The following is a 25,551-nucleotide window of genomic DNA, read 5'->3' on the forward strand; positions in this document are numbered from 1 at the left end:
AAGCACCCCGCCCCGCCCCACCCGGGCGGCCCTCCCGGCCCGACGGCGACTGCGCCGCCGCCCTCGCCCCCTACCTGCGAGTGGCGCGTGCGGGGGCGAGCTGGTCGAAGCAGTAGTAGACGGCGAGGACCGCGTGGGTGGCCAGCATGGCGACGGGGCTGAGGTAGGCGAGGCCGACGGTGGCGAGGTAGCACAGGCCCCCGATGCCGAAGCGGCGTCCGGCGGTGCGCCTGTCCTCAGGCGGGATCGGGCGGTTCAGCAGTCGGGCGTCGCGGGTGAAGGCGAGGAAGAGCATGGAGAAGGCGATGCTCATGGCCACCATGGTCAGGGCGTAGACGGCGGCCGCGGTGTGGGCGTCGCTGTTGTCCGCGGTGAGATAGGTGGCGAGGAGGCGGGTGGGAAACGGGATGACGGAGACGGTGAGCAGCAGGAAGAGGTTGGCGAACAGCGTGCGCCGGTCCACCCGGCGCGCGAGCGCGCACATCGCGTGGTGGTTGATCCAGATGATCCCGATGACCAGGAAGCTGACCAGGTAGGCGAAGTAGGAGGGCCACTGATGCGCGAGGGCAGCAGCCAGCGACCCGTCGTGCAGGGCGTCCGGCTCCGGCACCTTCAGGTCGAGGACCAGCAGCGTGATCGCGATGGCGAAGACACCGTCGCTGAAAGCCTCGAGACGGCTCGTGCTGAAGTACGCGATCCGGCCCGCGGCCGACGCGGAGGGCTCGTCCTGGCTGGTCATGCGGTCTCCGAAGGGGGGTTCGGTCCGGCGAAGGCGATGGGCTCCCGGAGGTCCCGACCGGATGGGCGGGCGTCGGCCGGGCGGCGCCGTCGTGCTTGCCCCCGTGGGCGGGCTCGCGGACCACGATGCCACGTGGTCCGAGCCGGAACGGGGAACGCTCGCGGCTCCGCCTGTCGGACCGAGGGCACCCGTTTCGACCGCGGACCTCGTCGAGCGGCCCACCACGAGCCCCGGTCACCGGGATCGGCACCTGTGCGCCCGCGCCGCCGGGCTCGACCGGGCGGCCGAGATCCTGGACGCCTCGGCGGAGCAACTGCCCCTCCCCGACTCCTCGTTCGGCTCGGCCGTGGTGACCTTCGCGCCGTTCAGCATCGCGGAGGAGCAGAGCGTACTGGCAGAGATCGCGCGGGTGCTGCGGCCGGACGGGAGGCTGCTGTTCCTCGAACACGTGCGCTCCGCAGCTCGAAGGTCGCCGCCAAGCAGGGCGGACGGCCGTCCCCTGCCCACTGATCGGCCGCCGCCCCGACCGGGCGACGCCGGGGGAGATCGAGGCCTCCCCGCTCACCGTGGGGTCGGGCCTTCGCAGCGAGGGCCCGCAGGTACCCCGGGTGGAGAGCCCGATGATCGTGGGCACGGCCGCCGACCGGCCGCGGCCCAGCTCCGGTCGGGAGCGGCAGCGCCCCTACGGCGGGCAGGCGGCGACGCGGCATGGCGTCCGTGGGCGCGCGAGGTGTCCGCGGGTATCCGCCGCGAGCGCGGCGTGCGCGGTGGGGTCGCTGCCTGCTGCGCCCGCGTCGCCGGACAACCTCTGGTGTTGCTCAAGTTCGTTGCCGTCCGACCGTCCTGGCCACCACGATGCCGGTATGACTGGTTTTCTGGGAGTGCGGCCGGAGCACAACTTCGTCCTGCTCATCCGCGACTCGGACCTCCTCGCCGGCGCTCTGGACCGGGCTCTGGCCGTGGCCTCCCCCGAGGAGCGCCCGGGGCTGGAACGCGCCGCCGCGCTCGTCGCCGCCACTGCCGCCGCCACCGAGCGGCAGGTGCGCGCCGACTGGGTGCGCGCCCGGCTCGCGGACGTCGGGTACACGGGTGACATCGCGTCCGTCGCTGCGGTGAAGGCACTGCGGAAGGCGGAGCCGAGGCTGAGCCTGGCGGCGGCGGTGCAGTTGCAGAGGGACGCCTTGGCCGGGTCCGGGTGACCACCGTGGACCCCGCGGGCGGGCCGGGGCCGTCCGGCCGGGTGCCCGGGCGGTGTGACGGGCGGGGGCTGTCGGACCCCGGCCCTATCGTGTGACGGTCCGCCAGGCGTGCCGATGCCCGTGAAGGATGACCCGATAGATGATCTTCATGAACGGTGACCCGGTACGGGAGACGCTGCTCGACTGCCTGCAGGTGCTGACCCCGCTCGCCGCCGACCGGGACTGGAGCGTCCCCGCCGGGGCGCTGGCGTGGAGCTGCCGCGCCACGGCCGCACACATCGCCCACGAGCTCGTCGCCTACGCCGGACAGCTCACCGCCCGGCCCAGGGACCACTACCTGCCGATGGACCTCGTCGTCCGCCCGGAGGCCGACCCGGCGCAGGTGCTGTCGGTCGTCACCGCCGCCGGCGGGCTGCTCGCCCACACCCTCGACGGCACCACGGACGATGTCCGCGCCCACCACGACGGGCCCTGCGATCCGGGCGGTTTCACGGCGATGGGCGTCGCCGAACTTGCGCTGCACACCCACGACATCTGCCGCGGCCTCGGCGTGCACCGGCCGGTCCCCGAGCACACGAGCCACTACGTGCTGCACTGGCTCTTCCCGGACGCGCCGCAGGAACCGGACGCCGACCCGGCGGACGTCCTGCTCTGGTGCACCGGGCGCGGGGAGCTGGCCGGGCACCCGCGCAGGACCTCGTGGAGGTGGCGCCCGGTCAGGCGCGAGTGGCTGGACTGAACCCGGGCCACTCCCGCGGCCTCGTCGGTGAGAACGAGTCGGGCCGGCCCCGCGTCGACCGCGCTCTTGCCTTACGCCCGTCCGGCAGCCACGCTCGAACTCACGTCGAACCCGACTCCTGGGGGCCCAGTGGACGACACCGACCGCCGGAACCGGCGAGGCACCCTCGGCTGCTTCGTCCTTGCCGTCCTCATCGCCGCAGCCTTCATCGCCTTCCTGGTCTGGGCCTGGAACCAGCCCGGCAGCAACACCCCCAGCTACTGGCACTGAGCGCCGGCGCGGGCCCGCCCCCACCCGCGCCGGCCCACCACCGGCAGCAGCAACACCTGGAGAGCGGGATCCTGGAGGCCCGAGGAGCGACCCCGGACGGCGGCCGGAACCCGGCGTGGTTGCGGACCCCGAACAGGCGCCCGAACCCGTCGAAGCACCGGCCGTCGTACGGCGCCCACAGGTCGATCACCGCATCCCGGCCGGTGTCCTCGTCCTGTCACCTGGCAGGACGGGAAGCGACCCCCGCGCCGAGTGCCGTTGTCCCCCACCACAGGACCCAGGTCACGGTGGAGTCGCGGACCAGGCCGAGCTGTTCGAGGGCGACGGCTGCCAGTGCCCCCGCGGTCGAGAACACCGCAACGGTCGCGAGCGTCCGCACGTTGATTCTTGTCCTCATCATCTGCCTTTCCTCGTAGCAGAATCGGCCACGCACGCGCCTCACGGCGGATCTGTCCGTCCGGGCGGCGGAGGAGCGGGGCGGGGCGGGGCGCCGATCGTTCCCGGTCAGCGGCGGCCGGTGGACAGGGTGACGAGGAACTGGCCGCCGCCCGGCTCGATGTCGGCGGTCACCGGCAGGCCGGGCACCAGCCGGGAGAACCGGTCCACCAGCCAGTCCGCCGCTTCCTGGGCGTCCTTCCTGGTCGGGCAGCGGCCCACCATCTCCCGGCCCCCCTTGCGTTCCAGCCTTCCGGCAACGGTGATCAGCGGCGCGGGTTCGACCACGTACAGGCGGTCCGGCCAGGCGATGACCACCTTGACCGCGCCCTTGCGGGTGTTGCACCCGCGGTGCGCGAGCCGCTCGGCGACCTTCGCCTTCCGGTCGGCGGTCCGGCTGTCGACACTGGGCCCCCGCGGATCGTTCACCGACATGCCGGGGTCGACCGCCTCGTCGCACACCCAGCACCGCCAGCCGTCACGCTCGGCCACATCCTCAAGAAGACTCACCCGGGCAACCTAGCCTGCCCACCCCGCCACCGCACGCACCAGGGTCCGGGCAACCGGGCCCGACCGCCGGAGCAGCAGCACTGACCGGGCGGGCGGCGAGCCGCGACGGCCCCGGCGCTCCGCCCGGACCCACCTCGGTCGGCCGTAGCAGCCGCCGGAACGCAGGGGGCACCGCCGGGACCTGCGGGGCACCACCGGCCAGCCGCTGTCAGGGGTGGATGGCGTGCTGCAGAAGTTCCTGGTTGCTGGACAGGTCCGACGCGGGCGGCGCCTGGACGTCGACGGTGACGCCGAGGTCCAGGTAGGTGGTGGTCGTGGTGCGCGGGCCCTGGGAGGTGTCCTCGGTCTCCGCGCGTTTGACCAGTTCTCCGCCGGCGCCGATCCACAGGTCCACGGTGACCGTGCCGGTTCCCTCGTCCGACAGCGACCGGGCGACCAGTGAGCGCTCGTCGGCACCAAGACCGGCGGCGTAGTAGTCGACGGCCGGCATCCGGACCCGCAGGCGGGTGCTGCGGACCTTGCCGACGTCGGCACTCCCCAGGTTCTCCAATGCGCCCGAGGCACCGGCACCGGCCACGCCCGTAACGGGGTTGAGCTGCCGGCGCAGCCGGAGAAAGCCCCCGGCCGTGTTGAACGACGCCGCCCGGTCGGCCCAGGCGTTCGCCGGCCGGCCCTCGGGGCCGTCGATCCGGACCCATTTCAGCCCCGCCCAGGAAGCGTCCTGATACGCCGCACCGTCCACCACCCGGACACCGCTCCCGAGATCGGCGCGTATCTCCGGCGACGCCCAACTCACCTTCGCGGACATCCGCCGGATACCGTCCGGCTGCTCGACGTCGATCCGCTCCACCGCGCTCTGCGCCCTGCCCATGGTCTGCGCCGCCCGGCGCAGCAGCTCCTGGCCGGACGGGCCCTCGGGGGACCCGTCCGAACAGGCAGTCAGCCCGCAGTTGAGTGCGAGAGCGAGAGCGACAACGGCGGCACGGGCCGCTGCTCGGGAGCTGCGCAAGGGTGTTTCCTCAGGTCAGAAGTGGTCGGCCGCCGAAGTATGACACGCGGGGGCCGCTGCTACCCCGGCTGAGGACAGGTACCCGTACCCGGCCGCTGACCATTCGCAGGCTCACTGCCAGAGCTGCTCCGACCAGTCACCCCGTGGGCGATAGGCACGGCCGTCACCGACCTGCCTCATCCCGCCGGGAACAACACTCCCGTGGTACGGATACTGCGCCGTCACCGCCGCCAGCAGGAACTCCAGGAAGCCGCCTTCGAACAGGTCCCACTTCAGCCGCGAGTCGAATTTGGCAGCCACCGGCCACCGGTCCGGGTCCGGGCCCCGCATCAGCCAGAAGAACTGGTCGGAGTTCCAGTTGTTGCCCCACTTCACGAGCCCACCCTCGGTCGGGAACAGCGGATACGGGCACTCGTCGTGGTCCCCGTCCCGGTAGGCCTGGGCCAGCATGGCGCAGTATCCATAGGGATCCGTCGTGTGGTACAGGAATCCCTCGAAGCCGAGCGGTTGCTCGGTCTTGGAACTGGGCGCTGCCGATGGTGTGTAGATGTGCAGCTCGTCGCTGATGCTCACCATCCCGTACCGGTCGGCGAATGCCCGGTAATCCGAGGGCAGTTGGAAACCGACCGCCTCGGGACCCAGATCCCACGGGACCGGGACCACTCCGCCCGCAGGCGGCGGTCCGATCACCGCGCCGAGCCCGACCAGCATTTCCTCGATGTTCACGTCCGCTCCCATCCGCCACCCGTCCCCGCCGGGGGCTAGTTTCCCAGGTTCACCAATCCGCTCGGGCCGTACGTCGCGTTGTCCACGGTCGTCCATGGGGAGTCCATGGTCGATCCGGTGGTGGCGTTCCAGGCGTAGAGCGACATCTCCCATTTGTTCGGAATGGTGCTGCTGGTGCTGTTGTACTGCGGAAGCACGTTGTACAGCACGAACCCCTGCCCCATGCTTCTCCCGGCCCTGGCCTCGAATGTCCGCATGCTGTTGGTGATCTTGCCGCCGGTCCGCTGGTTGATGTTGGCACCGCGTTGGAAGCACGGCGTCAGATTCCGCTCGTCCGCTGTTCCACCGGCCATGCGCGGCACGGAGTGACAACGGGCGAGATCCGACGTCGGAGTGAACCCGAGGTCGTCCGCCCGCGTCTGGGCGTCGCTCCAGCCCCGAATGTTGCCGGCCGCGTCCTCACCCCTCTCGGAATCGGGCGTGCCTTCGAGGCAGGCGTTGACTCCCCGATTGCGGCCCTGACGGTCCGACGGCAGGTAGACGACCCATCCGCCACCGTTCAGGGGTACGGCCCCCGCCGGCTCCAGGTCCTTGCAGGTGGGGATGGGCCGGTTGCCGCTGTCGCCGGTGCTCGGGCTGCCGTGCCCCTGGCCGGACTCCGAGGAGGCGGCCGCTTCCTGAAGCACCGCGATCGCGTCGATGGCGACCTGTCGGCCGTTGAGGAACGTGACGAGCCCGCCGAGGTCGAAGCCCGTCGGGACCGGCGCGGGGGCCGACGCCGGGGCCGGGGATGCGGCGGCGGCGGCCGTGGCCGTGGCCGTGGCCGAGGTGGTGGCCGGGGCGGTGGCCGGGGTGGTGGGCGCCTGTACCCGTAGCGCTGTGTAGTGCCCGTTGGGCTTGCGGACCAGCCCGTCGTAGGTGATGGCGGGGCTGGTCAGCGTGGCCGCCTGGGCAGCCGGGAGCCGCCGGACGGCTTCGGGCGTCAGGTAGGCGGTGCCCGGCCGCGCCTCGAGGGTCGTGCCGGTCTGCTGCGCGTACTGCTTCATGGCGGAGGTCTGCGGCTGCCGGTAAGGGCTGTCGGCGGTGTCGGCGTCCTGGCCTCGGGCCTCGTCGTTGTGCTCCAGCGGTGCGGGCGCGTCGCCGCCCTGGTCCATCGTCGCCGCCGGGTCGGGCGGGGTCTGGGCGAGGCTCTGGAGCAACTGGGCCATCTGCTCGAGCAGTTGCTGGGTCTGGAGCTGGAGCTGCTGGGCCTCGGCCCTGGCCGCGGAGGCCTTCTCGGCGTTGGCCTGGGAGGCGGCGTTGAGTTGGGACTTGCGGGAGTTGAGCTGGGCCTCCTCCTGCTTGATCTCGCTCTGCTCGCCCTCGATCTTGGTCTCTTCGGCCTGGACCTGGTTCTGTTCGGCCTGGAGCCGGTCCGCTTCGGCGTTGTAGCGGCCGACCGCGGCTGCCTGGTCGCTGGGGGGCTTGGCCGCGTTGTGGGCGTCGATCCTGCCGCCGAGTTCCTTCGCGCGCTGGTTGTGGCTGTCGGTCTCCGCGTTCACCGCAGCGGCCTTGGCGTCGAGCGCGGTGTCGGCGCTGCTGACCTCGGCGGCTTCCTTGGCGATCCGTTCTGCCTCGGCGACCACCTCCTTCCCCAGCTGGTCGATCTCGGCTTGGGTCCGCGTCTGTGCCGCGATCTTCTCGGCGAGCGCCGGGGCGACGGCCGCGAGGTCCCTGGACAGCGAGAGGGCGGCCACGGTGCCGGGCGGGCTCATGACCGGCGTGTCGGCGGCGGCCCGTGTCGCTGCCGCCGCCGAGCCGATGACCGGCAGCACCGGCAGGACCGGCAGCAGGAGCGCCAGCACCAGGGCGACGCCACGCCCCACCACCCGGCGGGGACGGCCGGCCGTCCTGAACGTGGGCGCGGTCATCCGCTCACCTTCCCGGTGAGTTCGTCGGCGACCTTCCAGGCGGTCGACTCGCCGTCACCTGCCTGGCAGACGGAGGCCTGGACCAGGTTCGTGCCCTTCAACCGCGCCTGGTGGTAGCAGGCCCAGCCCGGGCTGCCGTCCTGTGCCGCGGTCCACGCCACGGCGACCTCGGTGGCGGGCCGCGCCGTGTAGGACCACTTGGAGCTGCGGTCGGCCTGGCCGGTGACCGTGGCGGACGGGCACTTGGCGAGGCCGTCGGTGAGCGTCCGGAAGGCGGCGGCGGCCTTGTCGGTGTCCGGGAAGACCCCGAGCACCTGGTTCACGGTGTAGGCGCCCGAGCCTGCGGTGTCCTGGTAGGTCGCCGACAGGTACGCCTTCCAGGTCTGGGCGTAGACCGACTGCGTGGTCGGCCCCGCCGCGGCGGCGCACTCCGACGGCGCCACGGTGAGCGGGGCGTGCGGCCGGTTCGACCCGGGGCCGGCGGCCAGCGTCGTCCCGGCCAGCCGGCTGACGGCGTCAGGATCGAGGAGGCCCGCCTGGACGGTCCCCTCGGCTATGTGCGGCGGGAGGCCGGTGGGCTGCTGCGGCCAGACCCACCACCCGATGCCGGCCAGCACGAGGCAGGGGACCACCGCGGCCAGCAGCAGCCGCCAGTGGCGCAGGCGGGGCAGGCGGGGCGGCCGACGCAGGCGGGGCAGGACCCGAACGCGTCGGCGCGCGCTCGGACCTGGTGCACCCGAGGGGCCGGGGGCAGGAGGAGGAGCAGGGGCGGGGGCAGGAGCAGGGCCGGGGGCAGCGGCAGGGCCGGGGGCGGGTGGCGTCGGGTTGCCCGGCGACCCGCCTCGCGCGGGCGGGGCCGCGGAGCCGGGCCGGCCGAACTGCGGCGGCACCGCCCTCGGGGTCTGCTGCCAGGTCGGGGGTGCCGGCGCCGCCGGATCCGGGTTCCAGTAGTGCTCTGTCATGCCTTCTCCCTTGTCGTGGTGGTCCCGCCGGTCGGTGGTCCCGCTTGTCGTGGTGGTCCGGTCGGCGCCGTTCGGGTCGCGGCTCCGCCTCGGGCACGGTGCGCAGCCGGGGGGCCGGGTGGTCGCCGGACCGTTGGTGGGAGCCGCCGGGCCGTCGACGGACGGATACGGCTTCCGTGGGTCCGCCAGCCGGTCAGCGTGGCCGTACGGTGGCGAAGTCGCAGCCGGGGGCGCAGAGGGTGACGATGCCGCTCCAGCGCCGCTGGACGCGGCCGCGCGTCTCGGCGTGGGTCATCGGCTTCTCCCGCAGGTTCGGCTGTCGGCACCGTGGGCAGTCCCCGGGCCGGGCCGTCCCCCAGGGCTTCGCCGGGTCGAAGGCGCGGAGCAAGGGGACCAACAGGAGTGCGGCGACCGCCATGGCGATGATTCCGGCGACGAGTGCGCCGGGGTGGGCGGCCTGCTGCCGGTGGAGCATCTCCTGGTAGCTGTAGGAGTGCGTCAACGCGCCGTTGACGTACGCGTCGCAGATGTCGCGCGGCGTCATCGCCGTGCCGTCGCACCGGGGCGCCGAGGTGTCGTCCGGATGGCCGGGGTAGACGGCGACAGCCAGCACCAGGCCGAGGGCGAAGAGGGCCAGCAACAGCATGACCGCGACGGCCCGGGACCGTCCCGACCGCCGTGCTTCTCGCTCCTTGACGGCTCGTCGGATCAACGTGTCGGTGATGCCGGTGGTCGGGGTGGCCATGGCGGATCTCCTCCGGGGGCGGTGGTGCTGCGCGGTTGGCGGTGCCGGAGCTGCGTCAGCGGTGGCACGAGGCGGCCAGGAAGAGCAGCAGGATCGCGACGGCCACGAAGGTGAGGCAGCCGTTGCCGCCGTCCGGCTTCTTGGTGTTGGTCTCGACCAGGCCGCCGGGGAAGAGGCCGGGGTGGCGGTCGGCGTAGTGCGCGATCTGTTCCTGCTCGCCGTGGGACTCGGTGCCCCAGGACGTCTTGAAGCCGCACTCGCCGCAGCGGTAGCGGTATGCCATGTCAGTTCCTCGTCTCTCGTGCTCTCGTGCTCTCGTGCTCTCGCGAGCCTGGGTGGCGGGTTGTCCGCCGAGGGCGGGTCCGGGGATCAGCGCCAGCGCCAGCAGACGGTGTAGCCGAAGGCCGGGTAGTCGACGGACCGCCAGTAGGTGGAGCCGCTGGTGCCGCAGAACGCGGTGTCGTACGCGGTGCTGGTGCGTCCGGTGACGTAGACGTTGGATCCGCCGCAGCTGCCGACGTTGGTAAAGGTGGAGCCCGACTTGAGCAGGCATTCGTTGACGGTCGCGTAGCCGGCGTCGTCCGGGTAGTTCATGGACAGGCACAGCAGGACGTCGAGGCCGGAGTGCCCGGCCGTGGGCATCGAACGCCAGTAGTTGTAGTGCGGCCAGTTGTCGCACTTGCTGTGGTCGGCGGTTCCGCGGTAGACCGCCAGGACCTTGAAGTTGCCGGTCTGGCAGGTCTGCGCCGACCAGGCGTCGGCGCCGGGGGCCCCGAAGACGCAGTCGCCTTGGCGGGCGTGGTAGGCGGTGCCGCCGGAACTCTGGTAACTGAGGCACAGAACCCGGTCGTACAGGGTGGACGAGACGCTCTCGTCGTTGTCGGTGACGTTGTCGCAGCTGTTCAGGTCGGTGCTGCCGGCATTGATCCGCACGACCTTGAACGCCCCGGAGGTGCAGTCGGTGGCGGTCAGGACGGCGTGGCCGTCGGTGCCGGATTCGTAGAAGCAGTCGCCGACCTCCGCGGTGGCGAAGGGGCTGGTCGGCGTCGGGCTCGGGGTCGGCGTTGGTGTCGGGGTCGGGGTCGGGGGCGGTTCCGGGATCTGCGGGGCGGAGGTGGTCTCCGCCGGCTGGGGAGCGGGCGTCCACGCGGGAACGTGGGGAACGTACGGGGTGTGGGAGCTCGCCGCCCGGGAGGTGTCGGCCTGCGAGGAGTGCTGGTTGCTGACGATCACCAGCAGGAGGGCCAGGCCGGCGACGAGGGCGCCGACCGCCTTGCCGACCTTGGCCGCCGCGGAGGTCGGCGGTTTCGGTGTGCCGGTGGTGGGCGGCCTGGGCGTCCCGGTGGTGGTGGGCGGCCTGGGCGTCCCGGTGGTCGTGGGTGGCCGGCCGGGAGACCGCCTCGGGTGCCGGGGCGCCCTCGGCGTGGTGCGGGTGGACGCGCCGACCGCGACCGAGGCGAGCCGCTCGGCCCACACGTCGGGGGTGGGCCGCCGCGCCGGGTCGGGGTCGAGCGAGGCTCGGGCCAGGTCGCCGAGCTCGGGGCTGATCGCGGCGAGGGCGGTGGACGCGGTGGTGGTCTGGTCGCGGGCGAAGATCCGGACGGCGAGCAGCGCGAGTTTGTACACGTCGCTCGCCCGGGTGGCCAGTTCCTCACCCGCGGGGACCTGCCAGTCGGGAGTCTCGGCCTGCGGCAGAGCGCTCGCACCGTGCAGGCGCATGGCGTCGCAGTCGATCAGGAAGCACCCGGGTTCGGGTGCCAGGCCGAACAGCAGGTTCTTCGGGGAGACGTCGCCGACGGTGACGCCGAGCCGGTGCAGGCGGTCCATGGTGGCCGCCAGGTCGGCGAGCAGGAGCAGCCGGTGGCGGTCGCTGACCGCCAGTCCGATCCCGGCGATGTAGGCGTCGTCGTTGAGGAGGTACTCCATGGTGGCCGGCCGCCGGGCCCCGGTCCTCGCGCCGGTCAGGGTCCGGAGCATGAAGTGGTAGCGGTCGGGCACGGCACGCATCAGGAAGCCGCAGGTCCGTCCCTGGCGCCGGACCGTGGCGGCCGGCCACGCGGTCTTCTCGCAGAGCCAGCGGCCCTGTGCTCCGCCGAGCCGGCCGAGCAGGGCCGCGGCGTCCTCGAGCGCGGCGGCGTCGAGCAGGGGCAGGACGGCGGGGCTGTACTCCTTGTAGACGATCTCCCAGCCGCCGTCGGGGGCGCCCTCGTTGATGCGCTTGTTGAGCACCTGGTGGACGGAGCCCTGGCCGCCCTGCCCGAGTTGGTGCCCCAGGGCCAGGGCGGTGACGTCGACCGGGGCGGCGGGGTCGGTGCTCATCGCGGCCGCGCCTCGTTGCGGGGCCAGAGGGCCAGCAGGGTGCGGTCGTCGTCGAAGGTCTCCCGGGTGAAGTCCAGGACGTGCCCGAGCCACAGCGGCGGCGGCGGTGTGCCGAGGTGGCGGGCGAAGTGCGCGCCGACCCGGCCGTCGCCCTCGCCGAGCGGGTCGCCGAAGCCGTCCGTGCCGACCAGCAGCGTCCAGGGCGGCTCCAGCCGTCCGGTGGCCGTCTCCAGCCGGTCGGGGACCAGGGGCAGCGGGGACACCTCGTTGGTGACCAGCAGGGTGTCCGTTCCGGTCTTCGAGCCGAACAGCGGCCGGTAGCGCCCTTGCGCCCGGTCGAGGATCCAGGCCCCGGAGTCGCCGATCCGGAAGAGCTCGATGCGCAGGCCCTGGGCCGTGGGGCGGACCGCGCCGGCGACCAGGGTGGTCGCGTACAGGCGGGCCACCTCGGCGGGGCCCGGCTCGGTGATGCCCAACCGCCACTGGGCGAGCTGCCGCAGCCGTTCGGCGGCGTGCGCGGCGACGTCGGCGGGGTCGAGCGGTCCGGGTGTCCGGTCGAGCAGGTGCAGGATCCGCTCGACGGCGGCCCGGCAGGCCTCGACCGCGCCCTGGTGCGACTCGGAGGCGCTGGAGACGCCGTCGGCGACCGCGAACACGATGCTGTCGGTGGCCTCGTGCACGGCTGCCCGGGCCGCGTCCTGGCGCGGCTGGCGGTAGTAGCGGTGCTTGGCGCCGCGTACCGAGGCGAACCGCAGGGTGAGGGCGTCGGTGGACCAGCCCTCGCACTCGCTGTCGGGGAAGTCGAAGGCGTACTGGCTGGGCGGGCGGGCCTCGAACTCCATGCCGGCGACGCCCACCGTGATCCGCTGCCACGGCGCCGGTTCGGACGGCGCGCGGGGCGGTACCGGGGGCGGCGGCGGTGTCGGCGGCGCTGTCGGTGGCGAGGTGAGCGGCCCGGGCCGGTGGCCGGGTGCGGGTGCCGGGTGGGCCGGGTCCTCCCGGCGGCCCGGTGTCACAGGCCGACCTCGTCGATGGCCATGGTGAACTGGTCCGGGCGGTTCACTATCAGCTGCGGGTTGGACGAGTTCAGGGCGTGCCCCGAGGCCACCAGGCTCGCGGTGAGGGAGTGGAAGAACTCGGAGATCGCCCGCCCGACGTCCGCACCGGACTTGGCGATGAAGGCGAACTCGGGCCGGGTGGCGACCTCGACCATGGTCCGGGCCTGCGCGTCGCCGATACCGCAGGCGATGATGTTCGGTGCGGCCGGGGTCCGGCCCCGGTCGGTCAGGGCGGCGTGCGGCCGGTGCCAGGCGGTGCCGTCGGTGGGCAGGCCGTCGCTGAGGAAGAACACCACCGGGCGGTGCACCTTGTAGCCCTCCCCGCGGAGCCACTGCACATCGGCGGGGATCCGCTGCAGCAGGTCGTCGAAGACGGCCTGGTAGTTGGTCATCCCGCGGATCTCCAGCCGGGGCACGGTGGTCTCGGTGCGCATGTCGGCCACCGCGAGCCGGACCTGGACGTCGTCGGAGAAGCCCAGCACCGCCAGCCGTAGCTTGGCCGCGATCATCGGCTCCGCCCGCAGCCCCTCGCACAGGGACGCCACGCCGCCCCCCAGTTCGCTCTGGTACGGCGCCATCGAGCCCGACTCGTCGGCCACCACGTAGGCCGGCAGCAGGACGCCCTTCGTCTCCGCCATCAGGAATTCCGCCTCCTTCACTTCCACGCACGGATGTTCGCGGGCGTGTCCGCCGGGGCCTCGGAGGGGTCCGCCGGGGCCGCCGGACCGGTGGCCCGCACCGCTGATGCTGGCGTCCGGGCGGGGAACTGCACAGGTCAAAGCACTGGTCATGGATGACCAGTTGTCAGGGTAGGCTCAACGCCTGTTCCGGATCGTGGGGAGAAGGGCCGGGCCGTGGCGGAGACGCTCGGGGGGTTGGTTCGCCGTCTGCGCAAGCAGGCCGGCATGACGCAGTTCCAGCTGGCGGAGCGCGCCCAGTTGGGCGAACGGACGATCGGCAGGATCGAGAACGACAAGCCCTTCGACCACCGGCTCGGGACCGTGGCACGGCTGGCGGACGCGCTGGACGCCGGCCCCGAGGACCGCCGGCGGCTGTCGGCGGCGGCCGGCGGCGCCGAGGAGATACCGCCGCAGGAGCCGCCCGGTCCCCCGTCCGCACCGGTGCGGGCGCACGGCCCGCTCGCCGACGCCGCCGACGAGTTGGCCAGGGAGAGCAAGCGGCGCTGGCGGCGCGAGGAGGCCCAGCACCGGGTGCACCACCCGTTCGCGCTGCCGGTGCGGTGGCGGCAGGTACCCGCGGGAGTGTCCGACCGGTCGGAGAACACCCAGCGCCTGGCGCCGGGTGACACCTCGTCCGAGGTGGACCTGAGCGGTGACCTGCGCCGGGTGGCCGAGGTCTACCGGCGGATCCCGTCCGGGCGGCTGGTGGTGCTGGGACGGGCCGGCTCGGGCAAGTCGATCCTGGCGATCCGGTTCGCGCTGGACCTGCTGGACGCCCGGGCCCGGTCCGAGCGGGTGCCGGTGATCTTCAGCCTCGGCTCCTGGGACCCGACCGCCGTCGCCCTGCGCGACTGGCTGATCGCCCGGCTGCTGCGCGACTACCCGCATCTGGCCCGCCGGGTCCCGAGCGGGAAGTCGCTCGCCGCGGACCTCCTCGACGACGATCTCATCCTGCCGGTCCTCGACGGCTTCGACGAGATCGCGGAAGGCTTACGCGGCGAGGCCCTCGACGCGCTCAACCTCTCCCCGCTGCCGCTCGTCCTGACCAGCCGTCACCACGAGTTCACCGACGCGGTCCGCTCGGCCCACGCACCGCTCGCCTCGGCCGTCGTCCTCGAGCTGTGCGACCTGACCCTCGAGGACCTGCGCAACTACCTGCCCCGGACCGATCCGGCGTTCCCCGGCCATCCCAGCCCCGACGAGCCCGGCGCGACCTGGGACACCGTCCTGGACGAGGCGCGGCTCTCGCGGAGCGCGGGGGGCGCGAACCTCGCCGCCGCGCTGAGCACCCCGCTGATGATCGCCCTCGCCCGGACGATGTACAGCGACACCCCCGACCGGCGGCCGGACGAACTGCTGGACACCACCCGGTTCCCCGACCCGCACGCCATCGAGGAGCACCTCCTCGCGGGCTTCGTCCCGGCCGTGTACCGGCGCCGCGCCCCCGAGCGGCTCGACGACGGCCGTCCCCACCGAGCGCAGTGGGACCCGGAACGCTCCCAGCGGTGGCTCGGCTACCTCGCCCACCACCTGGTCCGGCTGGACCGCGAGCGGCAGGACCTCGCCTGGTGGGAGCTGGGCACCAGCATGCGCCGCTCCTCGCGCACGCTCATCGTCGGGTTCCTGGCGGGGCTGGCGTTCGGCGTCACGACCGCCGTCGGCAACCTCCCGGTGGACCTGGTCGCGACCTCGCACGGGCTCAGGTTCGCGATCGTGCGCGGGCTGGTGGTCGGCGTCCTGCACGGGCTCGCGGCCGGACTGCTCTTCGGGCTGGTGTACTGGTACGCCTCCGAGCGTGAGGCCTTCAAACCGTCCCCCGTCCGCATCAGGCTCTCGGGCGGGACCAGGCAGACCCGCGGGAACGCCCGCGCCCGGTTCGTGGTCGGGGTGGGCTGCGGGCTGGCCGCCATGGCCATGCTGGTGCTCATCGACGAGGGCCTCGTCGCCCCGCTCGGGCTCGGGGACGGCCAGCGCGGCGACGGACTGCTGACCGGGCTCGTGTTCATCCCCGCGATCGCGCTCGCGACCGGGCTGGTGTTCGCCGTGATAGCCGTGCTCGAAGCCCCCGTCAGGACCGAATCGGTCGTCAGCCCGGCCGGCCTGCTGGACATGGACCGCCGCAATGTGGCCTTCCACCTCGTCACCTGGGCCCTGGTGATCGGACTCCTGGTCGGGTTGCTCAACGGGATCGTGTACGGGCCCGTCCGCGGCCTCGAGGTCGGCACCGTGTTCGGACTCGAAGCGGCCTTCGGGGCGGGGCTCGGGTACGGGCTCAGCCTGACCGCCTGGGGTCAGTGGGTGGCCCTCGCCCGCATCTGGCTCCCGCTGACCGGGCGGCTGCCCTGGGCGCTGATCGCCTTCCTGGACGACGCCCACCAACGAGGTGTGCTCCGCCAGGTCGGCGCGGTCTACCAGTTCCGCCACGCCCGGATCCAGGGCCACCTGAGCCGGGCCTTCCAAGAACGGCACGAGCCCCGTCGGCCGGGACCGCCGGCCGACGGCGATCCGGTCCGGGCCACCTGACGGGGACGCGGGCCCGGTCCCCGGGATCCGCACAGATCGTTCGAGTACCGGTGCAGACCTGCAGTGGAGGGTGAGGGTGACCATGAGGGCCGGGTACGGTGCGCGAAGCACCTGGCGGAGGAGCATCGTCGCGGTGGCGACGGCCTGGGGAGCGGCGGGCGCGCTGGTGGGCGTCCTCGGTGTCGGAACGGCGGCCGCGCAGCCGGCCGCACCGGCGCTGCGGTACACCTGCACCTTCCCGACGATCGGCGCCCAGCCCATCACCGCGAGGATCTCCACGGACGTCCCCAGGTCGCTCGCGGTCGGCGAGGCCAGTCCGCCGTTCGCCATCACGGCGGCGGCCACGGTGGACGCGGCCTTCACCTTCGGGCTCCGCTACATCCTCGGGGTGAGGATCATCGAGGGCTCCCTGGACGCGCAGACCACGGTCACCGCGCCCCAGGGCGCGATCGGTGCCCCCGTGCACCTCACCATCACCAAGGCCGACATCCCGTCCTCCGGTTCCTTCGACATCCCGGCGACCGGCACCGCGCCCACGCTCACCTTCACCGAACCGGGCAGCGCGAGGATCACGGCCGGCAACTTCACCCTGCACCTCGTACCGGAGGACGCGAACGGCAAGGTCACCGGCCCGGGCAGGACCGACGTGCCGTGCACCCTGAACGGCGGCCAGGACAACGTCGTGGCGACGGTCGAGATCACGGCGCCGAGGACGACACCCGGCCCGCCCACCCCGGGAACGCCCGGTACCCCGGGCACCTCGGGCACGGCCGGCAGGCCGTCGGCAGCCCCGGTGACCGCCACGGCCACCGGCCCGGCCGGTTCACCGCTGCCCGATCCGTCCGACGGCTCCGGCACCGCGGCGGCCGCCCAGAGCCCCACCGGCTCCGCCGGCCCACCCGCCTCGGACGGCTCCGCCGGCGCGACGGCCGTGCCCACCGGTACCGCGGCGCCGGGCCCGACGGGGTCCACGGTCAACGCCGCAGCGCCGGCCGGCGCCACGGCCGCCGGGCAGGGCACCGGCCACGTGGCCCTCGTCCTGGCGGGAATCCTCGCCGCGGCCACGGCCCTCACGGCAGCCGCCGTCCGCTACGGCCCGCGACTGAGGCGCCGCCGCGCGCCGGGCCACCGCTCCTGAGCCGGCCCGGGTACCCGAACCCGGGAGACCCTTCCCGACCCCGGCGCACGCACCCTCGTCCACGGGCGCAGCGGCGGCCACCTGACGAGCGTGAGGACCTGCGCGGGCGGGCCACGGCGATCGGCTACCACAGCACCTGGCCACTCACCACGGTGACCGACCCGCCGGGCAAGGCGGCACGGCGCAGGTGTCGTCGGCGGCGGTTCGATCCGGACAGGAAGGCAGACGAGGACGTGAGCTACGACTTCCACATCACCCGCGCACAGGACTGGACCCAGAGTCCGTCGAACCCGATCGAAGCGGGTGAATGGGAGGCACTCGCGGATGCCAGCCCGCTCATCGAGGAGGGCCCGCCACGGGAGTGGCTCGACATCGGCATCCAGAAGGGCTACTCGGTTCCCGGCGAAACTGCGGTGTTCTCATGGAGGCACGGCAAGGTCGACATCAAGGGGTACTACAGCGACAAGACCGAGGAGGCCGCTGAGGCACTCGCGGCAGCCCTCGGCGCATTCGTGCGCGGCGACGACGACTGACGGGGTCACGGGCAACATGATGGACGAGTACGCCTACCTCTGGGACGGGTCCGAACCCGGCTGGGTGCTGTGGCGCGACACAGGATTTGACGTCCCGACAATCTTCAACCGCGTCACTCGCATGCTCCTCGTGGTGGAGGACACCGATGAGTGGCGTGCGCTGACGCAGAGGATGCTGCAGCACGGCGTCCCGCTGGTGGACGAGGTCCCGCCCGAGGAATAGCACGGCGGGGCCGGGGCGGGGGCACATCCGGTCCGGCGGGTCGGGCCTTCACACGATGAGGTGAATGTCGTCTCCGCTACCCACGGGGGTTCTTGATTCCGCGGCTTTCGGGCCGTTCCGCCCGGCCTAGACTCCACGCCCATGTCGCTATGGCTGCTCAATCACTTCAGCACCACCACGCTCGCCTTCGTCGCCGTGGGCGGGACCGTTCTGCTCGCCGTCGCCGGCAGCGTGCTGATGCGCCGCAGGTATCCGTCGCTGGCCCGTGGAGAGCACAACGACATGGTCGGTGTGACGCTGGGGATGTTCGGCGCGATCTACGGGATCATCCTCGCGTTCGTGATCGTCACGCTGTGGACGCAGTTGGAGGACACCCAGACCATCGTCGCTTCCGAGGCCACCGATGCCGCGCTCATCACCCGTGATGCCGCGGCGTTCCCGGATCCGGTGCGCGTCCGGCTCGATGCGGCCGTCAGCGGCTACGTCCATGCCGTCGTCGAGGACCAGTGGCCCCGGATGCGCGCGGGGGACCCGAGCTACGGGGCCACCGAGGCCCATCTGCAGGACGCGTTCCAGGTGTTGCAGACGTACGAGCCGCAGGGCCAGGCGGAGCAGGTCTTCTACGAGCAGACCGTCGACCGGCTCAACGACGTCGCCTCCCAGCGCCGTGCCCGCATCACCATGGCGCGCCAGGAACTGCCGCCGCTGCTCCAGGCGTTGGCGTTCGGCGGTGCCCTGGTCCTGATCCCGCTGACGTTCCTCTACGGGCTGCGCAAGCTGCGGGCCCAGGTGCTGTTCGTGGGCTCGGTCGCCGGACTCGTCGGCTTCAGCCTGTTGCTGGTCTTCGTCCTGGACCGCCCGTTCTCCGGTGACCTCAGCGTCAGCCCTTCCCCCTACCGGGAGGGGGCCCTCGCCCAGTACTGGACCCCGTGAGGCGGGGCTCCGGCGGGTCGCCGCCCGGGGCCGCCCGGGGGGCCGGCCGCTATCCCGCGCTGCGCGGCGGCAGCCCCGCCGTGATCCGGTCGAACAGATCGGCCAGCGGCTCACTGACGGCCTGCCCGAACTCGGTCAGCCCGTAGGTGACCTGGGGCGGTGTCGTGGGCTCCACCTCCCGCCGGACCAGGCCGTCCTGGACCAGGGCGCGCAGGGTCTGGGTGAGCATCTTCTCGCTGACGCCCCGGATGCTGTCGCGCAGTTCGTAGAACCGAAGGTCGTTGCGCCGCAGGGCGATCAGCACCCAGACGCCCCACCTGCTGGTCACGTGGTCGACCACGTCGCGTGCGGGGCAGTCGGTGTGAAACACGTCATACCGGTGTCCTGCCTCGGCCTGCTTCAGCTGCGCGCCTTCCTTCATATCCGGAGCTTACCTTTAGGTATGTTCTTACGAAAAGTAAGCTCGCCTCCTAGCGTCGGTCACCTCAGTGCACGACCGACGAGGAGCTGAACATGATCGTAGTGACCGGGGCCACCGGAAATGTGGGCCGGCCCCTGACCCAGGCCCTGGCCGCGGCGGGCGAGCAGGTGACGGCGGTGTCGCGGCACCCGGGTGCGGTACCGGACGGCGTCCGGCACGTGGCGGCCGACCTGGCCGAACCAGCCGGCCTCACAACCGCGTTGACCGGGGCGAAAGCGCTGTTCCTGCTGCTCCCCGGCGACCTGCACGCCCCCGGCGCCAGGCCGGCCGACATCATCGCGCTGGCCGCGGCCAGCGGGGTCCGCCGGGTGGTCCTGCTGTCCTCGCAGGGCGTGTCGACCAGGCCGCTCGGGCCGTCACGGGTTGCGATGCGCGCGGTGGAGGACGCCTTGCGCGGGTCCGGCCTGGACTGGGCCGTCCTGCGCCCGGGCGGTTTCGCGTCCAACGCCCTGGCCTGGGCGGAGTCGGTCCGCACACGGGGGACGGTCGCCGCGCCGTTCGGCGACGTCGGGGTGCCGGTCGTCGACCCGGCGGACATCGCCGAGGTGGCTGCGGCCTGCCTGCTGGACGACCGGCACGCCGGCCGGGTGTACGAGCTGACCGGGCCTCAGGTCATCACGCCGCGTCAGCAGACGGAGGTGATCGCGGCCGCGCTCGGCACGCCCGTACGGTTCCACGGCCTCACCCGCGACGAGGCCAGGGCCGCGATGACCCGCTTCGTACCGGCGGAGCTCGCCGACGACACCCTGGACATCCTCTCCGCGCCGAACGCGGCCGAGCTGCGGATCAGCCCGGACGTGGAACAGGTCATCGGCCGGGCCCCGCACCCCTTCCACGGCTGGGTCGCCCGCAACCTCGCCGCGTTCCGCTGAGACCCGGCGCACCGGCACGGTGCACCGGCACCGCCCGCCCGCCGGTCCCGACCGGCGGGCGGACCGGGCCGCAGCAGGGAGCGGGGGCGGGCCGGCCGGAGCGGCGCCGCCGCTCCGACCGGGGGCGGTCAGGCCGTCGTGACGGCGGCGCGCTCGGCGGCGCTGCGCTCGACGCAGAACTCGTTGCCCTCGATGTCGGCCATGGTGACCCAGCCGCTGCCGTCGGGGCGGCGGCGGTCGGCGACCACGGTGGCGCCGAGGTCGAGCAGCCGCGCCACCTCCTCGTCGCGGGTGCGGTCGGTGGGCTGGAGGTCGAAGTGCAGGCGGTTCTTGCCCGCCTTGTCGTCGGGGACGGCGACGAAGAGCAGGTCCACCCGCTCCCCCACGATCAGTGCCTCGGGGTCACCGGGCTTGTCGTCGTCGGCGAGCTCGGTCTCGAGGACCGCGGCCCAGAAGGACCCGAGCCGGTAGGTGTCGGCACAGTCGATGGTCACGTGGTGTATGAGAGAAGCCATGGCGGACACTATGACGCCCGGCCAGAGGGTCGTCCACGGGATTCGGCGGCCGGAGCCCCCGTCGACGGCGGTGCAGGAGTGCCGCGGTGGCGGTCGCCACCCCGGGGCCGTGACCGCGGGCGGCGCGCCGCGGCGGCCGATCACCGCCGCGGGCGGAGCCGCCGGGCGCAGGGCCGGGATCCCCGGACGGGATGCGCTCACGTGGGCACCCGGCGGCCTCAGCCGGCCAGGATGCGTCGCTCCTTCTCGGCGTCGATGCCGATCGGCAGTCCGGTCAGCCCCTGGGTGTAGGTGACCTTGGCCGAACCGCCGTTGCGCAGCCAGGCCCAGGTGTCGCGGGCGGTCTCGATGACCGGCCGGCAGCGCAGTCCCGCGGCCTCCGCCTTTGAGCTGTCGGCGCGCCAGGCCCCCTGCCAGTCGGGGGTGTCCGGGGCCCACAGGGGCAGCTCGCTCCAGGGTTCGACCCGGGCGGCGAGCAGGGTGGCGTCGTCCGTCCAGACCAGCTCGGCGTCCGATCCGGTGGCCCGGACGCAGGCGTCCAGGAAGTCGCCGTACGTGGTCCGGCCGAGCGGCGCGGTGGTGACGAAGCGTCCGGTCAGGCCCTGGTCGATCAGGTCGAGCCCGAAGGCGGCGAAGTCCCTGGCGTCGATCAGCTGGACCGGCCCGGCCGGATCGCCGGGGGCGAGGACCCGGCCGCCCCGGGCGATCCGCTCCAGCCACCAGGGCAGTCGCCCGATCGGTTCGTACGGGCCGTGGAGCAGGCCGCAGTTGAGGATGGACGAGTGCTCGCCGAACTGTTCCAGCAGGGCGCGCTCGCAGCCCGCCTTCAGGGCGGTGGCGAACGGCTGGTCCGGTGGCGTGTCCGCCGGGCAGTCCAGCGTCGGGGAGGATTCGTCGACGGGCCTGGCGGGCCAGTCGGCGAAGGCGTGGACGGAGGAGACGAAGCTGTAGTGGCCGGCGCGGCCGCGCAGCAGCCGGGCGGTCCGTGCGACGTCGTGCGGCTGCTGTCCAGAGGTGTCGACGACCGCGTCCCAGCGGCGTCCGTCGACCAGGCGCTCCAGGTCCTCGGGCCGGGTCCGGTCGCCGCGTACCGCCTCCACGCGGTCGAGGTCGGCGCCGCTGACCCCGCGGTTGAAGGTGGTGACCTGATGGCCGCGCGAGAGCGCGTCTGCCACATAGGCGCGCCCGAGGAACTTCGAGCCGCCCAGCACGAGAATCTTCATGTCCGGCAGCCTGTCCACGGCCGGCCGCCCGTACACGGCCAGCGCGCTCCGCCTTCCCGGCGGGGGCTCATCGCCCCCTGGTCCAGGGGGTGTCCGGCGTGAGCATCTCGTGGAGGCAGCGGCGCAGCCCGTCGCGGCGGTCGACCAGGGGGGATCCACGGCACCTGCTGGAACAGTCCGCCGAGCCGGTCGGTGCCGGGGTCGGCGAGGAGGGTGCGGAGGTCGTCGGGAACGGGGTCGACGACCAGGCACAGCCAGGCGAGGGCGGCGCGGAGTCCGGGGGACCCGGTGGCGGCGATCCGGAGTAGGAACGGCAGCGCCAGTGCTGCCACCGCGATGGTGCTGCCCTGGTGGTGCAGGCGCTCGTCCACGGTCTGACGTCCGGTCCACCGACACCGTCCGAACGCGGCGAGCCCAGCGGCCGATGATCAGCCCTGAACAGGCAGGTTGAGGCTTACCGACGGTCCCTCACCGATCGTCGCGGCGGCGTGAGATGGATCACAGCGACAGGACAGCCGCCGGCCTCCCGTTCGACTGTTCGCGATCAAGAACTCCCAGGTTGTGGCGGATTCTCACAGGAAACGTTCAGCTTCGAACTGTTCACATCAACCGTCAACTTGAAGTCTGTTAATTTTTGCAGAATTGTCATGCGTTGACTGGTATTCATATGAACCAGCACGCTTCGGCGGCATGAAGAGATCACTTCTGAGCAGCTCGCTCATCCTCGCAGCCAGCACCCTCGTCATAGCCGGCGCCGGAGTCCCCGCCGTGGCCGCCGCCCCCGCCCCGCAGCCCCAGGCGCCCCAGAGCAAGGCCGTCCAGGACGCCAACGCCCAGGTCGCCGCTCACCCTGACGCCGTGAAGGCCGGCGCGGACGACCGCTTCGTCCCCGCCAACGTGCAGGTCGACCCGGACGGCACCCGCCACGTCCACTTCAACCGGACCTACCGCGGCCTCCCCGTCCGCGGCGGCGACGTCATCGTCCACTCCGCCCCCAACGGCACCCTCGACTCCGCCAGCCTGACCCAGGCCGCGCCGCTCTCGCTCTCGGTGACCCCCTCAGTCACCGATCAGCAGGCGATCGCCAAGGCCGCCGGGCTGTTCCACGGCACCCGCGGCAGCAGCACCGCCGTCCTGACCGTCGACGTCACCGGCGCCTCGCCGAAGCTGGTCTGGGAGGTCGTGCTCAACGGCACCGGCGAGGACGGCTCCCCCACCCACCTCCACGTCCTGGTCGACGCCCGCACCGGCGCCACCGGCGAGAGCTGGGACGGCTTCTCCGCGTTCCTGCCCGACGGCACCAAGCGCGCCGCGACCAAGGCGGCCCCCACCGCCGCGTCGGCGCCCGCCGCCGCGGCCGCCCCCGCCGCCGCCCTGGCCGCCGCGGCCTCCACCGGCACCGGCAAGGGCTACCAGGTCGGCAACGTCAGCGTCAGCACCACGCAGAACTCGGCCACCAGCTACACCCTCAAGGACCCGGTCCGCGGCAACGGCGAGACCCGCGACGCGCAGAACCAGACCACCACCGACGACTCCCCGCCGGCCGGCTGGGGCGTCGCCTTCAACGACGCCGACAACGTCTGGGGCAACAACGCCCTGACCGACCGCGCCACGGTCGCCGTCGACGCCCACTACGGCATCCAGGCCACCTGGGACTTCTACAAGAGCGTCCTCGGCCGCAACGGCATCAAGAACGACGGTGTCGGCGCCCGCTCCTTCGTCCACTACGGCACCAACTACGACAACGCCGGCTGGGACGACGCGAGCTTCTCGATGATCTACGGCGACGGCGCGGTCGGCTCCAAGCCGTTCACCGAGATCGACGTCGCCGGTCACGAGATGAGCCACGGCGTCACCGCCGCCACCGCCGGTCTGATCTACAGCGGTGACGCGGGCGGCCTCAACGAGGCCACCTCCGACATCATGGGCACCATGGTCGAGTTCAACGCCAACAGCCCGGCCGACACGCCGGACTACCTCATCGGCGAGAAGATCGACATGAACGGCAACGGCACCCCGCTGCGCTGGATGGACGACCCGAGCAAGGACGGGAAGTCCGTCAAGTGCTGGTCCAGCAGCACCAAGACGCTCAACCCGCACTACTCCTCGGGCGTCGGGAACCACTTCTTCTACCTGCTCGCCGTCGGCTCCGGCCAGTCCCAGTGGGGCAACAGCCCGACCTGCGACGGCTCCTCGGTCGCCGGCATCGGCAACGACGCGTCCACCAAGATCTGGTACCGCGCGCTGTCGACCTACATGACCTCCAACACCGACTACCCGGGCGCCCGCACCGCCACCGTCAAGGCCGCCAAGGACCTGTACGGCGCCGGCAGCACCCAGTGCGCCGCGGTGGAGAAGGCGTGGAGCGCGGTCTCCGTCGCCCCGACCGCCACCACCTGCGGCGGCGGCACCACCCCGCCGCCGTCCACCGGCAACCTGCTGCTCAACCCGGGCTTCGAGTCCGGTACGACCCCGTGGACCGGCACCTCCGGCGTCATCACCAACGACGCGGGCGCGGCCCCCCGCACCGGCTCGTACTACGCCTGGCTGGACGGCTACGGCTCCGCGCACAGCGACACGCTCTCCCAGTCGGTGAGCGTCCCGGCGACCGCCACCGCGCCGAAGCTGACGTTCTGGAACCGGATCACCACCGCGGAGACCGGCAGCACGGCGTACGACACCCTGAAGGTCCAGGTCGTCAGCGGCACCACGACGACCACCCTGGCGACCTACTCGAACGCCGACGCCACCTCCGGCTACGTCCAGCGCACGCTCGACCTGTCGGCGTTCAAGGGCAAGACCGTCACGATCAAGTTCACCGGTACGGAGGACTCCTCCCTCCAGACCAGCTTCCTGATCGACGACACCTCGGTGACCGCCGGCTGATCCCGGCCCCCGAACCGGTGGACCCGGGCGGTGGACGTACCACGTCCCGCCCGGGTCCACCGCATTTCCGGCGCCCGCCACGGCCGCCACCACTTGCCGCGGCCGGGCCGGCGTGGTCGCGTCAGGCCGGGGACGCGGAGTTGTAGGCGTCCGGCCAGTCGGCCGTGGTGCGGTCGGAGCGGGTGAACACTGTCGAGGATGAGCTGCCGAACCGTCAGATCCCCGGTCCGGTCGTGTGTTTCGTGCACGGTGCTCACCGTGTCAGCCGGGGCCCGGCCGGTGCCAGAGGGTTCGGGGCACGCGGTAGGGCGGGCCGGGGAGGGCGGTCGGCGCAGAAACCCCAGGTTTCTGGGGTACCCGGGGCCCGGGCGGCGTCGAAGACTGTCGGTATGGACACCATCGAGCAGACCCGCATCGCAGACAACCGAACCTCGGACGACCGGACCTCGAACGACCGGACCGCCGGCAACCGGGCCGCGGACAACCGGGAGACCGTGCGTGCCTTCATCGACGCACTGTTCACCAAGGGTGACCTCACGGCCGTCGACACCTACCTCGCCGAGGACTTCCTCGACCACGACCCTCCCGTCGGCCCCGACACCGGCCGGGAAGGCATGCGCGCGGCCGCCGCCCTGTTCCGCGGGGCGTTCCCGGACTGGCACGCCGCTCCGGATCTCATGGTCGCCGAGGGCGACCTGGTCGTGGAGCAGTTCAGCGCCGGCGGCACCCAGCGCGGCGAGATCTTCGGCGCGCCGGCCACCGGCCGCACCGTCACGCTCCGTGGCATCAACATCTTCCGGCTCCGGGACGGCCGCATCGTCGAGCGCTGGGGCCGACTCGACGAGCTGGGGCTGCTGCGCCAGCTCGGGCTCGCCGAGGGCCCGGGACAGCCCGGGGTGGTCGGGGATGATCGGGAGTAAGCT

At 72.8% G+C, this 25,551-nt stretch carries 27 protein-coding genes and 1 pseudogene; 12 read left to right on the forward strand and 16 right to left on the reverse strand.

The window, feature by feature from the left end; translation table 11 throughout:
- Nucleotides 1–70: 70 nt before the first annotated feature.
- The gene (locus AC2TEW_RS15625; protein WP_484623932.1) at nucleotides 71–739 is read right to left on the reverse strand and encodes a TMEM175 family protein; all 669 of its coding nucleotides are present in this window, start codon (nucleotides 737–739) and stop codon (nucleotides 71–73) included.
- A gap of 61 nt (nucleotides 740–800) precedes the next feature.
- On the opposite strand from AC2TEW_RS15625, the pseudogene AC2TEW_RS15630 reads away from it, so the two are divergent.
- The 4 genes and pseudogenes from AC2TEW_RS15630 to AC2TEW_RS15645 form a co-directional block, all read left to right on the forward strand.
- Nucleotides 801–1,181: pseudogene (locus AC2TEW_RS15630) on the forward strand (class I SAM-dependent methyltransferase); the annotation flags it as partial.
- Between the two features lie 421 nt (nucleotides 1,182–1,602).
- Nucleotides 1,603–1,938: a hypothetical protein gene (locus AC2TEW_RS15635; protein ID WP_484623933.1), complete on the forward strand. Its 336-nt coding sequence runs from the start codon at nucleotides 1,603–1,605 to the stop codon at nucleotides 1,936–1,938.
- Between the two features lie 139 nt (nucleotides 1,939–2,077).
- Nucleotides 2,078–2,677 carry a hypothetical protein gene (locus tag AC2TEW_RS15640; protein WP_484623934.1) on the forward strand — a complete coding sequence of 200 codons (600 nt, stop codon included), beginning with the start codon at nucleotides 2,078–2,080 and terminating at the stop codon, nucleotides 2,675–2,677.
- Nucleotides 2,678–2,806: 129 nt separating this feature from the next.
- The gene (locus AC2TEW_RS15645) at nucleotides 2,807–2,947 is read left to right on the forward strand and encodes a hypothetical protein (RefSeq protein ID WP_484623935.1); all 141 of its coding nucleotides are present in this window, start codon (nucleotides 2,807–2,809) and stop codon (nucleotides 2,945–2,947) included.
- A gap of 217 nt (nucleotides 2,948–3,164) precedes the next feature.
- Here the strand turns inward: AC2TEW_RS15645 and AC2TEW_RS15650 are convergent, their stop codons facing one another.
- The 11 genes from AC2TEW_RS15650 to AC2TEW_RS15700 all read right to left on the reverse strand — a co-directional run bounded on the left by AC2TEW_RS15650 (nucleotide 3,165) and on the right by AC2TEW_RS15700 (nucleotide 13,259).
- Nucleotides 3,165–3,347, reverse strand: a complete 183-nt coding sequence (locus tag AC2TEW_RS15650) for a hypothetical protein (protein ID WP_484623936.1) — start codon at nucleotides 3,345–3,347, stop codon at nucleotides 3,165–3,167.
- A gap of 104 nt (nucleotides 3,348–3,451) precedes the next feature.
- A complete protein-coding gene (locus AC2TEW_RS15655; RefSeq protein ID WP_484623937.1) occupies nucleotides 3,452–3,892 on the reverse strand; it encodes a hypothetical protein in 441 nt (146 codons plus the stop codon).
- A 208-nt stretch (nucleotides 3,893–4,100) separates the two neighbouring features.
- Nucleotides 4,101–4,901: an SCO4651 family lipoprotein gene (locus AC2TEW_RS15660; RefSeq protein WP_484623938.1), complete on the reverse strand. Its 801-nt coding sequence runs from the start codon at nucleotides 4,899–4,901 to the stop codon at nucleotides 4,101–4,103.
- 111 nt (nucleotides 4,902–5,012) lie between these two features.
- Nucleotides 5,013–5,627 carry a hypothetical protein gene (locus tag AC2TEW_RS15665; RefSeq protein ID WP_484623939.1) on the reverse strand — a complete coding sequence of 205 codons (615 nt, stop codon included), beginning with the start codon at nucleotides 5,625–5,627 and terminating at the stop codon, nucleotides 5,013–5,015.
- 35 nt (nucleotides 5,628–5,662) lie between these two features.
- Complete coding sequence (locus AC2TEW_RS15670; protein WP_484623940.1) at nucleotides 5,663–7,537, reverse strand: DNA/RNA non-specific endonuclease; 1,875 nt, start codon at nucleotides 7,535–7,537, stop codon at nucleotides 5,663–5,665.
- Entirely contained in the window at nucleotides 7,534–8,169 is a 636-nt protein-coding gene (locus tag AC2TEW_RS15675) for a sensor domain-containing protein (protein ID WP_484623941.1), read from the reverse strand. Before AC2TEW_RS15675 ends, AC2TEW_RS15670 begins: the two co-directional genes overlap by 4 nt.
- 523 nt (nucleotides 8,170–8,692) lie before the next feature.
- Nucleotides 8,693–9,244, reverse strand: a complete 552-nt coding sequence (locus AC2TEW_RS15680) for a hypothetical protein (protein WP_484623942.1) — start codon at nucleotides 9,242–9,244, stop codon at nucleotides 8,693–8,695.
- A 55-nt stretch (nucleotides 9,245–9,299) separates the two neighbouring features.
- Nucleotides 9,300–9,527: a hypothetical protein gene (locus tag AC2TEW_RS15685; RefSeq protein WP_484623943.1), complete on the reverse strand. Its 228-nt coding sequence runs from the start codon at nucleotides 9,525–9,527 to the stop codon at nucleotides 9,300–9,302.
- An 86-nt stretch (nucleotides 9,528–9,613) separates the two neighbouring features.
- Entirely contained in the window at nucleotides 9,614–11,563 is a 1,950-nt protein-coding gene (locus tag AC2TEW_RS15690) for an LppU/SCO3897 family protein (RefSeq protein WP_484623944.1), read from the reverse strand.
- Nucleotides 11,560–12,405, reverse strand: coding sequence for a protein phosphatase 2C domain-containing protein (locus tag AC2TEW_RS15695; RefSeq protein WP_484623945.1), 846 nt, complete (start codon nucleotides 12,403–12,405; stop codon nucleotides 11,560–11,562). The genes AC2TEW_RS15690 and AC2TEW_RS15695 overlap by 4 nt, the downstream gene beginning before the upstream one ends.
- Nucleotides 12,406–12,575: 170 nt before the next feature.
- Nucleotides 12,576–13,259: a vWA domain-containing protein gene (locus tag AC2TEW_RS15700; RefSeq protein WP_484623946.1), complete on the reverse strand. Its 684-nt coding sequence runs from the start codon at nucleotides 13,257–13,259 to the stop codon at nucleotides 12,576–12,578.
- A gap of 216 nt (nucleotides 13,260–13,475) precedes the next feature.
- On the opposite strand from AC2TEW_RS15700, the gene AC2TEW_RS15705 reads away from it, so the two are divergent.
- The 5 genes from AC2TEW_RS15705 to AC2TEW_RS15725 all read left to right on the forward strand — a co-directional run bounded on the left by AC2TEW_RS15705 (nucleotide 13,476) and on the right by AC2TEW_RS15725 (nucleotide 18,651).
- On the forward strand, nucleotides 13,476–15,824 hold the full coding sequence (locus AC2TEW_RS15705; protein ID WP_484623947.1) for a helix-turn-helix transcriptional regulator: 2,349 nt from the start codon (nucleotides 13,476–13,478) through the stop codon (nucleotides 15,822–15,824).
- Between the two features lie 82 nt (nucleotides 15,825–15,906).
- Nucleotides 15,907–16,962: a DUF6801 domain-containing protein gene (locus AC2TEW_RS15710; protein ID WP_484624115.1), complete on the forward strand. Its 1,056-nt coding sequence runs from the start codon at nucleotides 15,907–15,909 to the stop codon at nucleotides 16,960–16,962.
- A 152-nt stretch (nucleotides 16,963–17,114) separates the two neighbouring features.
- Complete coding sequence (locus AC2TEW_RS15715) at nucleotides 17,115–17,495, forward strand: hypothetical protein (RefSeq protein WP_484623948.1); 381 nt, start codon at nucleotides 17,115–17,117, stop codon at nucleotides 17,493–17,495.
- 16 nt (nucleotides 17,496–17,511) lie between these two features.
- Nucleotides 17,512–17,718 carry a hypothetical protein gene (locus tag AC2TEW_RS15720; protein ID WP_484623949.1) on the forward strand — a complete coding sequence of 69 codons (207 nt, stop codon included), beginning with the start codon at nucleotides 17,512–17,514 and terminating at the stop codon, nucleotides 17,716–17,718.
- A gap of 141 nt (nucleotides 17,719–17,859) precedes the next feature.
- Nucleotides 17,860–18,651 (forward strand): bestrophin-like domain, encoded by a 792-nt coding sequence (locus tag AC2TEW_RS15725; protein WP_484623950.1) that lies wholly within the window; start codon nucleotides 17,860–17,862, stop codon nucleotides 18,649–18,651.
- A 49-nt stretch (nucleotides 18,652–18,700) separates the two neighbouring features.
- On the opposite strand, the gene AC2TEW_RS15730 is transcribed toward AC2TEW_RS15725, so the two are convergent.
- Nucleotides 18,701–19,072 carry a winged helix-turn-helix transcriptional regulator gene (locus tag AC2TEW_RS15730; protein ID WP_484623951.1) on the reverse strand — a complete coding sequence of 124 codons (372 nt, stop codon included), beginning with the start codon at nucleotides 19,070–19,072 and terminating at the stop codon, nucleotides 18,701–18,703.
- A gap of 92 nt (nucleotides 19,073–19,164) precedes the next feature.
- Here AC2TEW_RS15730 and AC2TEW_RS15735 point away from each other — a divergent pair, with 92 nt between their 5' ends.
- Nucleotides 19,165–20,004, forward strand: coding sequence for an SDR family oxidoreductase (locus AC2TEW_RS15735; protein WP_484623952.1), 840 nt, complete (start codon nucleotides 19,165–19,167; stop codon nucleotides 20,002–20,004).
- Between the two features lie 128 nt (nucleotides 20,005–20,132).
- Here AC2TEW_RS15735 and AC2TEW_RS15740 read toward each other — a convergent pair whose 3' ends face one another.
- The 3 genes from AC2TEW_RS15740 to AC2TEW_RS15750 form a co-directional block, all read right to left on the reverse strand.
- Nucleotides 20,133–20,519: a VOC family protein gene (locus AC2TEW_RS15740; protein WP_484623953.1), complete on the reverse strand. Its 387-nt coding sequence runs from the start codon at nucleotides 20,517–20,519 to the stop codon at nucleotides 20,133–20,135.
- 218 nt (nucleotides 20,520–20,737) lie between these two features.
- Complete coding sequence (locus tag AC2TEW_RS15745) at nucleotides 20,738–21,742, reverse strand: NAD-dependent epimerase/dehydratase family protein (protein WP_484623954.1); 1,005 nt, start codon at nucleotides 21,740–21,742, stop codon at nucleotides 20,738–20,740.
- Nucleotides 21,739–22,113 (reverse strand): hypothetical protein, encoded by a 375-nt coding sequence (locus AC2TEW_RS15750; RefSeq protein WP_484623955.1) that lies wholly within the window; start codon nucleotides 22,111–22,113, stop codon nucleotides 21,739–21,741. Before AC2TEW_RS15750 ends, AC2TEW_RS15745 begins: the two co-directional genes overlap by 4 nt.
- Before the next feature lie 319 nt (nucleotides 22,114–22,432).
- Between AC2TEW_RS15750 and AC2TEW_RS15755 the strand changes: the two genes are divergently transcribed.
- Complete coding sequence (locus AC2TEW_RS15755; RefSeq protein ID WP_484623956.1) at nucleotides 22,433–24,628, forward strand: M4 family metallopeptidase; 2,196 nt, start codon at nucleotides 22,433–22,435, stop codon at nucleotides 24,626–24,628.
- Between the two features lie 389 nt (nucleotides 24,629–25,017).
- On the forward strand, nucleotides 25,018–25,548 hold the full coding sequence (locus tag AC2TEW_RS15760) for an ester cyclase (protein WP_484623957.1): 531 nt from the start codon (nucleotides 25,018–25,020) through the stop codon (nucleotides 25,546–25,548).
- The last annotated feature ends 3 nt before the right edge of the window (nucleotides 25,549–25,551 follow it).

This window comes from Kitasatospora sp. NEAU-CNBT7, from assembly GCF_057220535.1.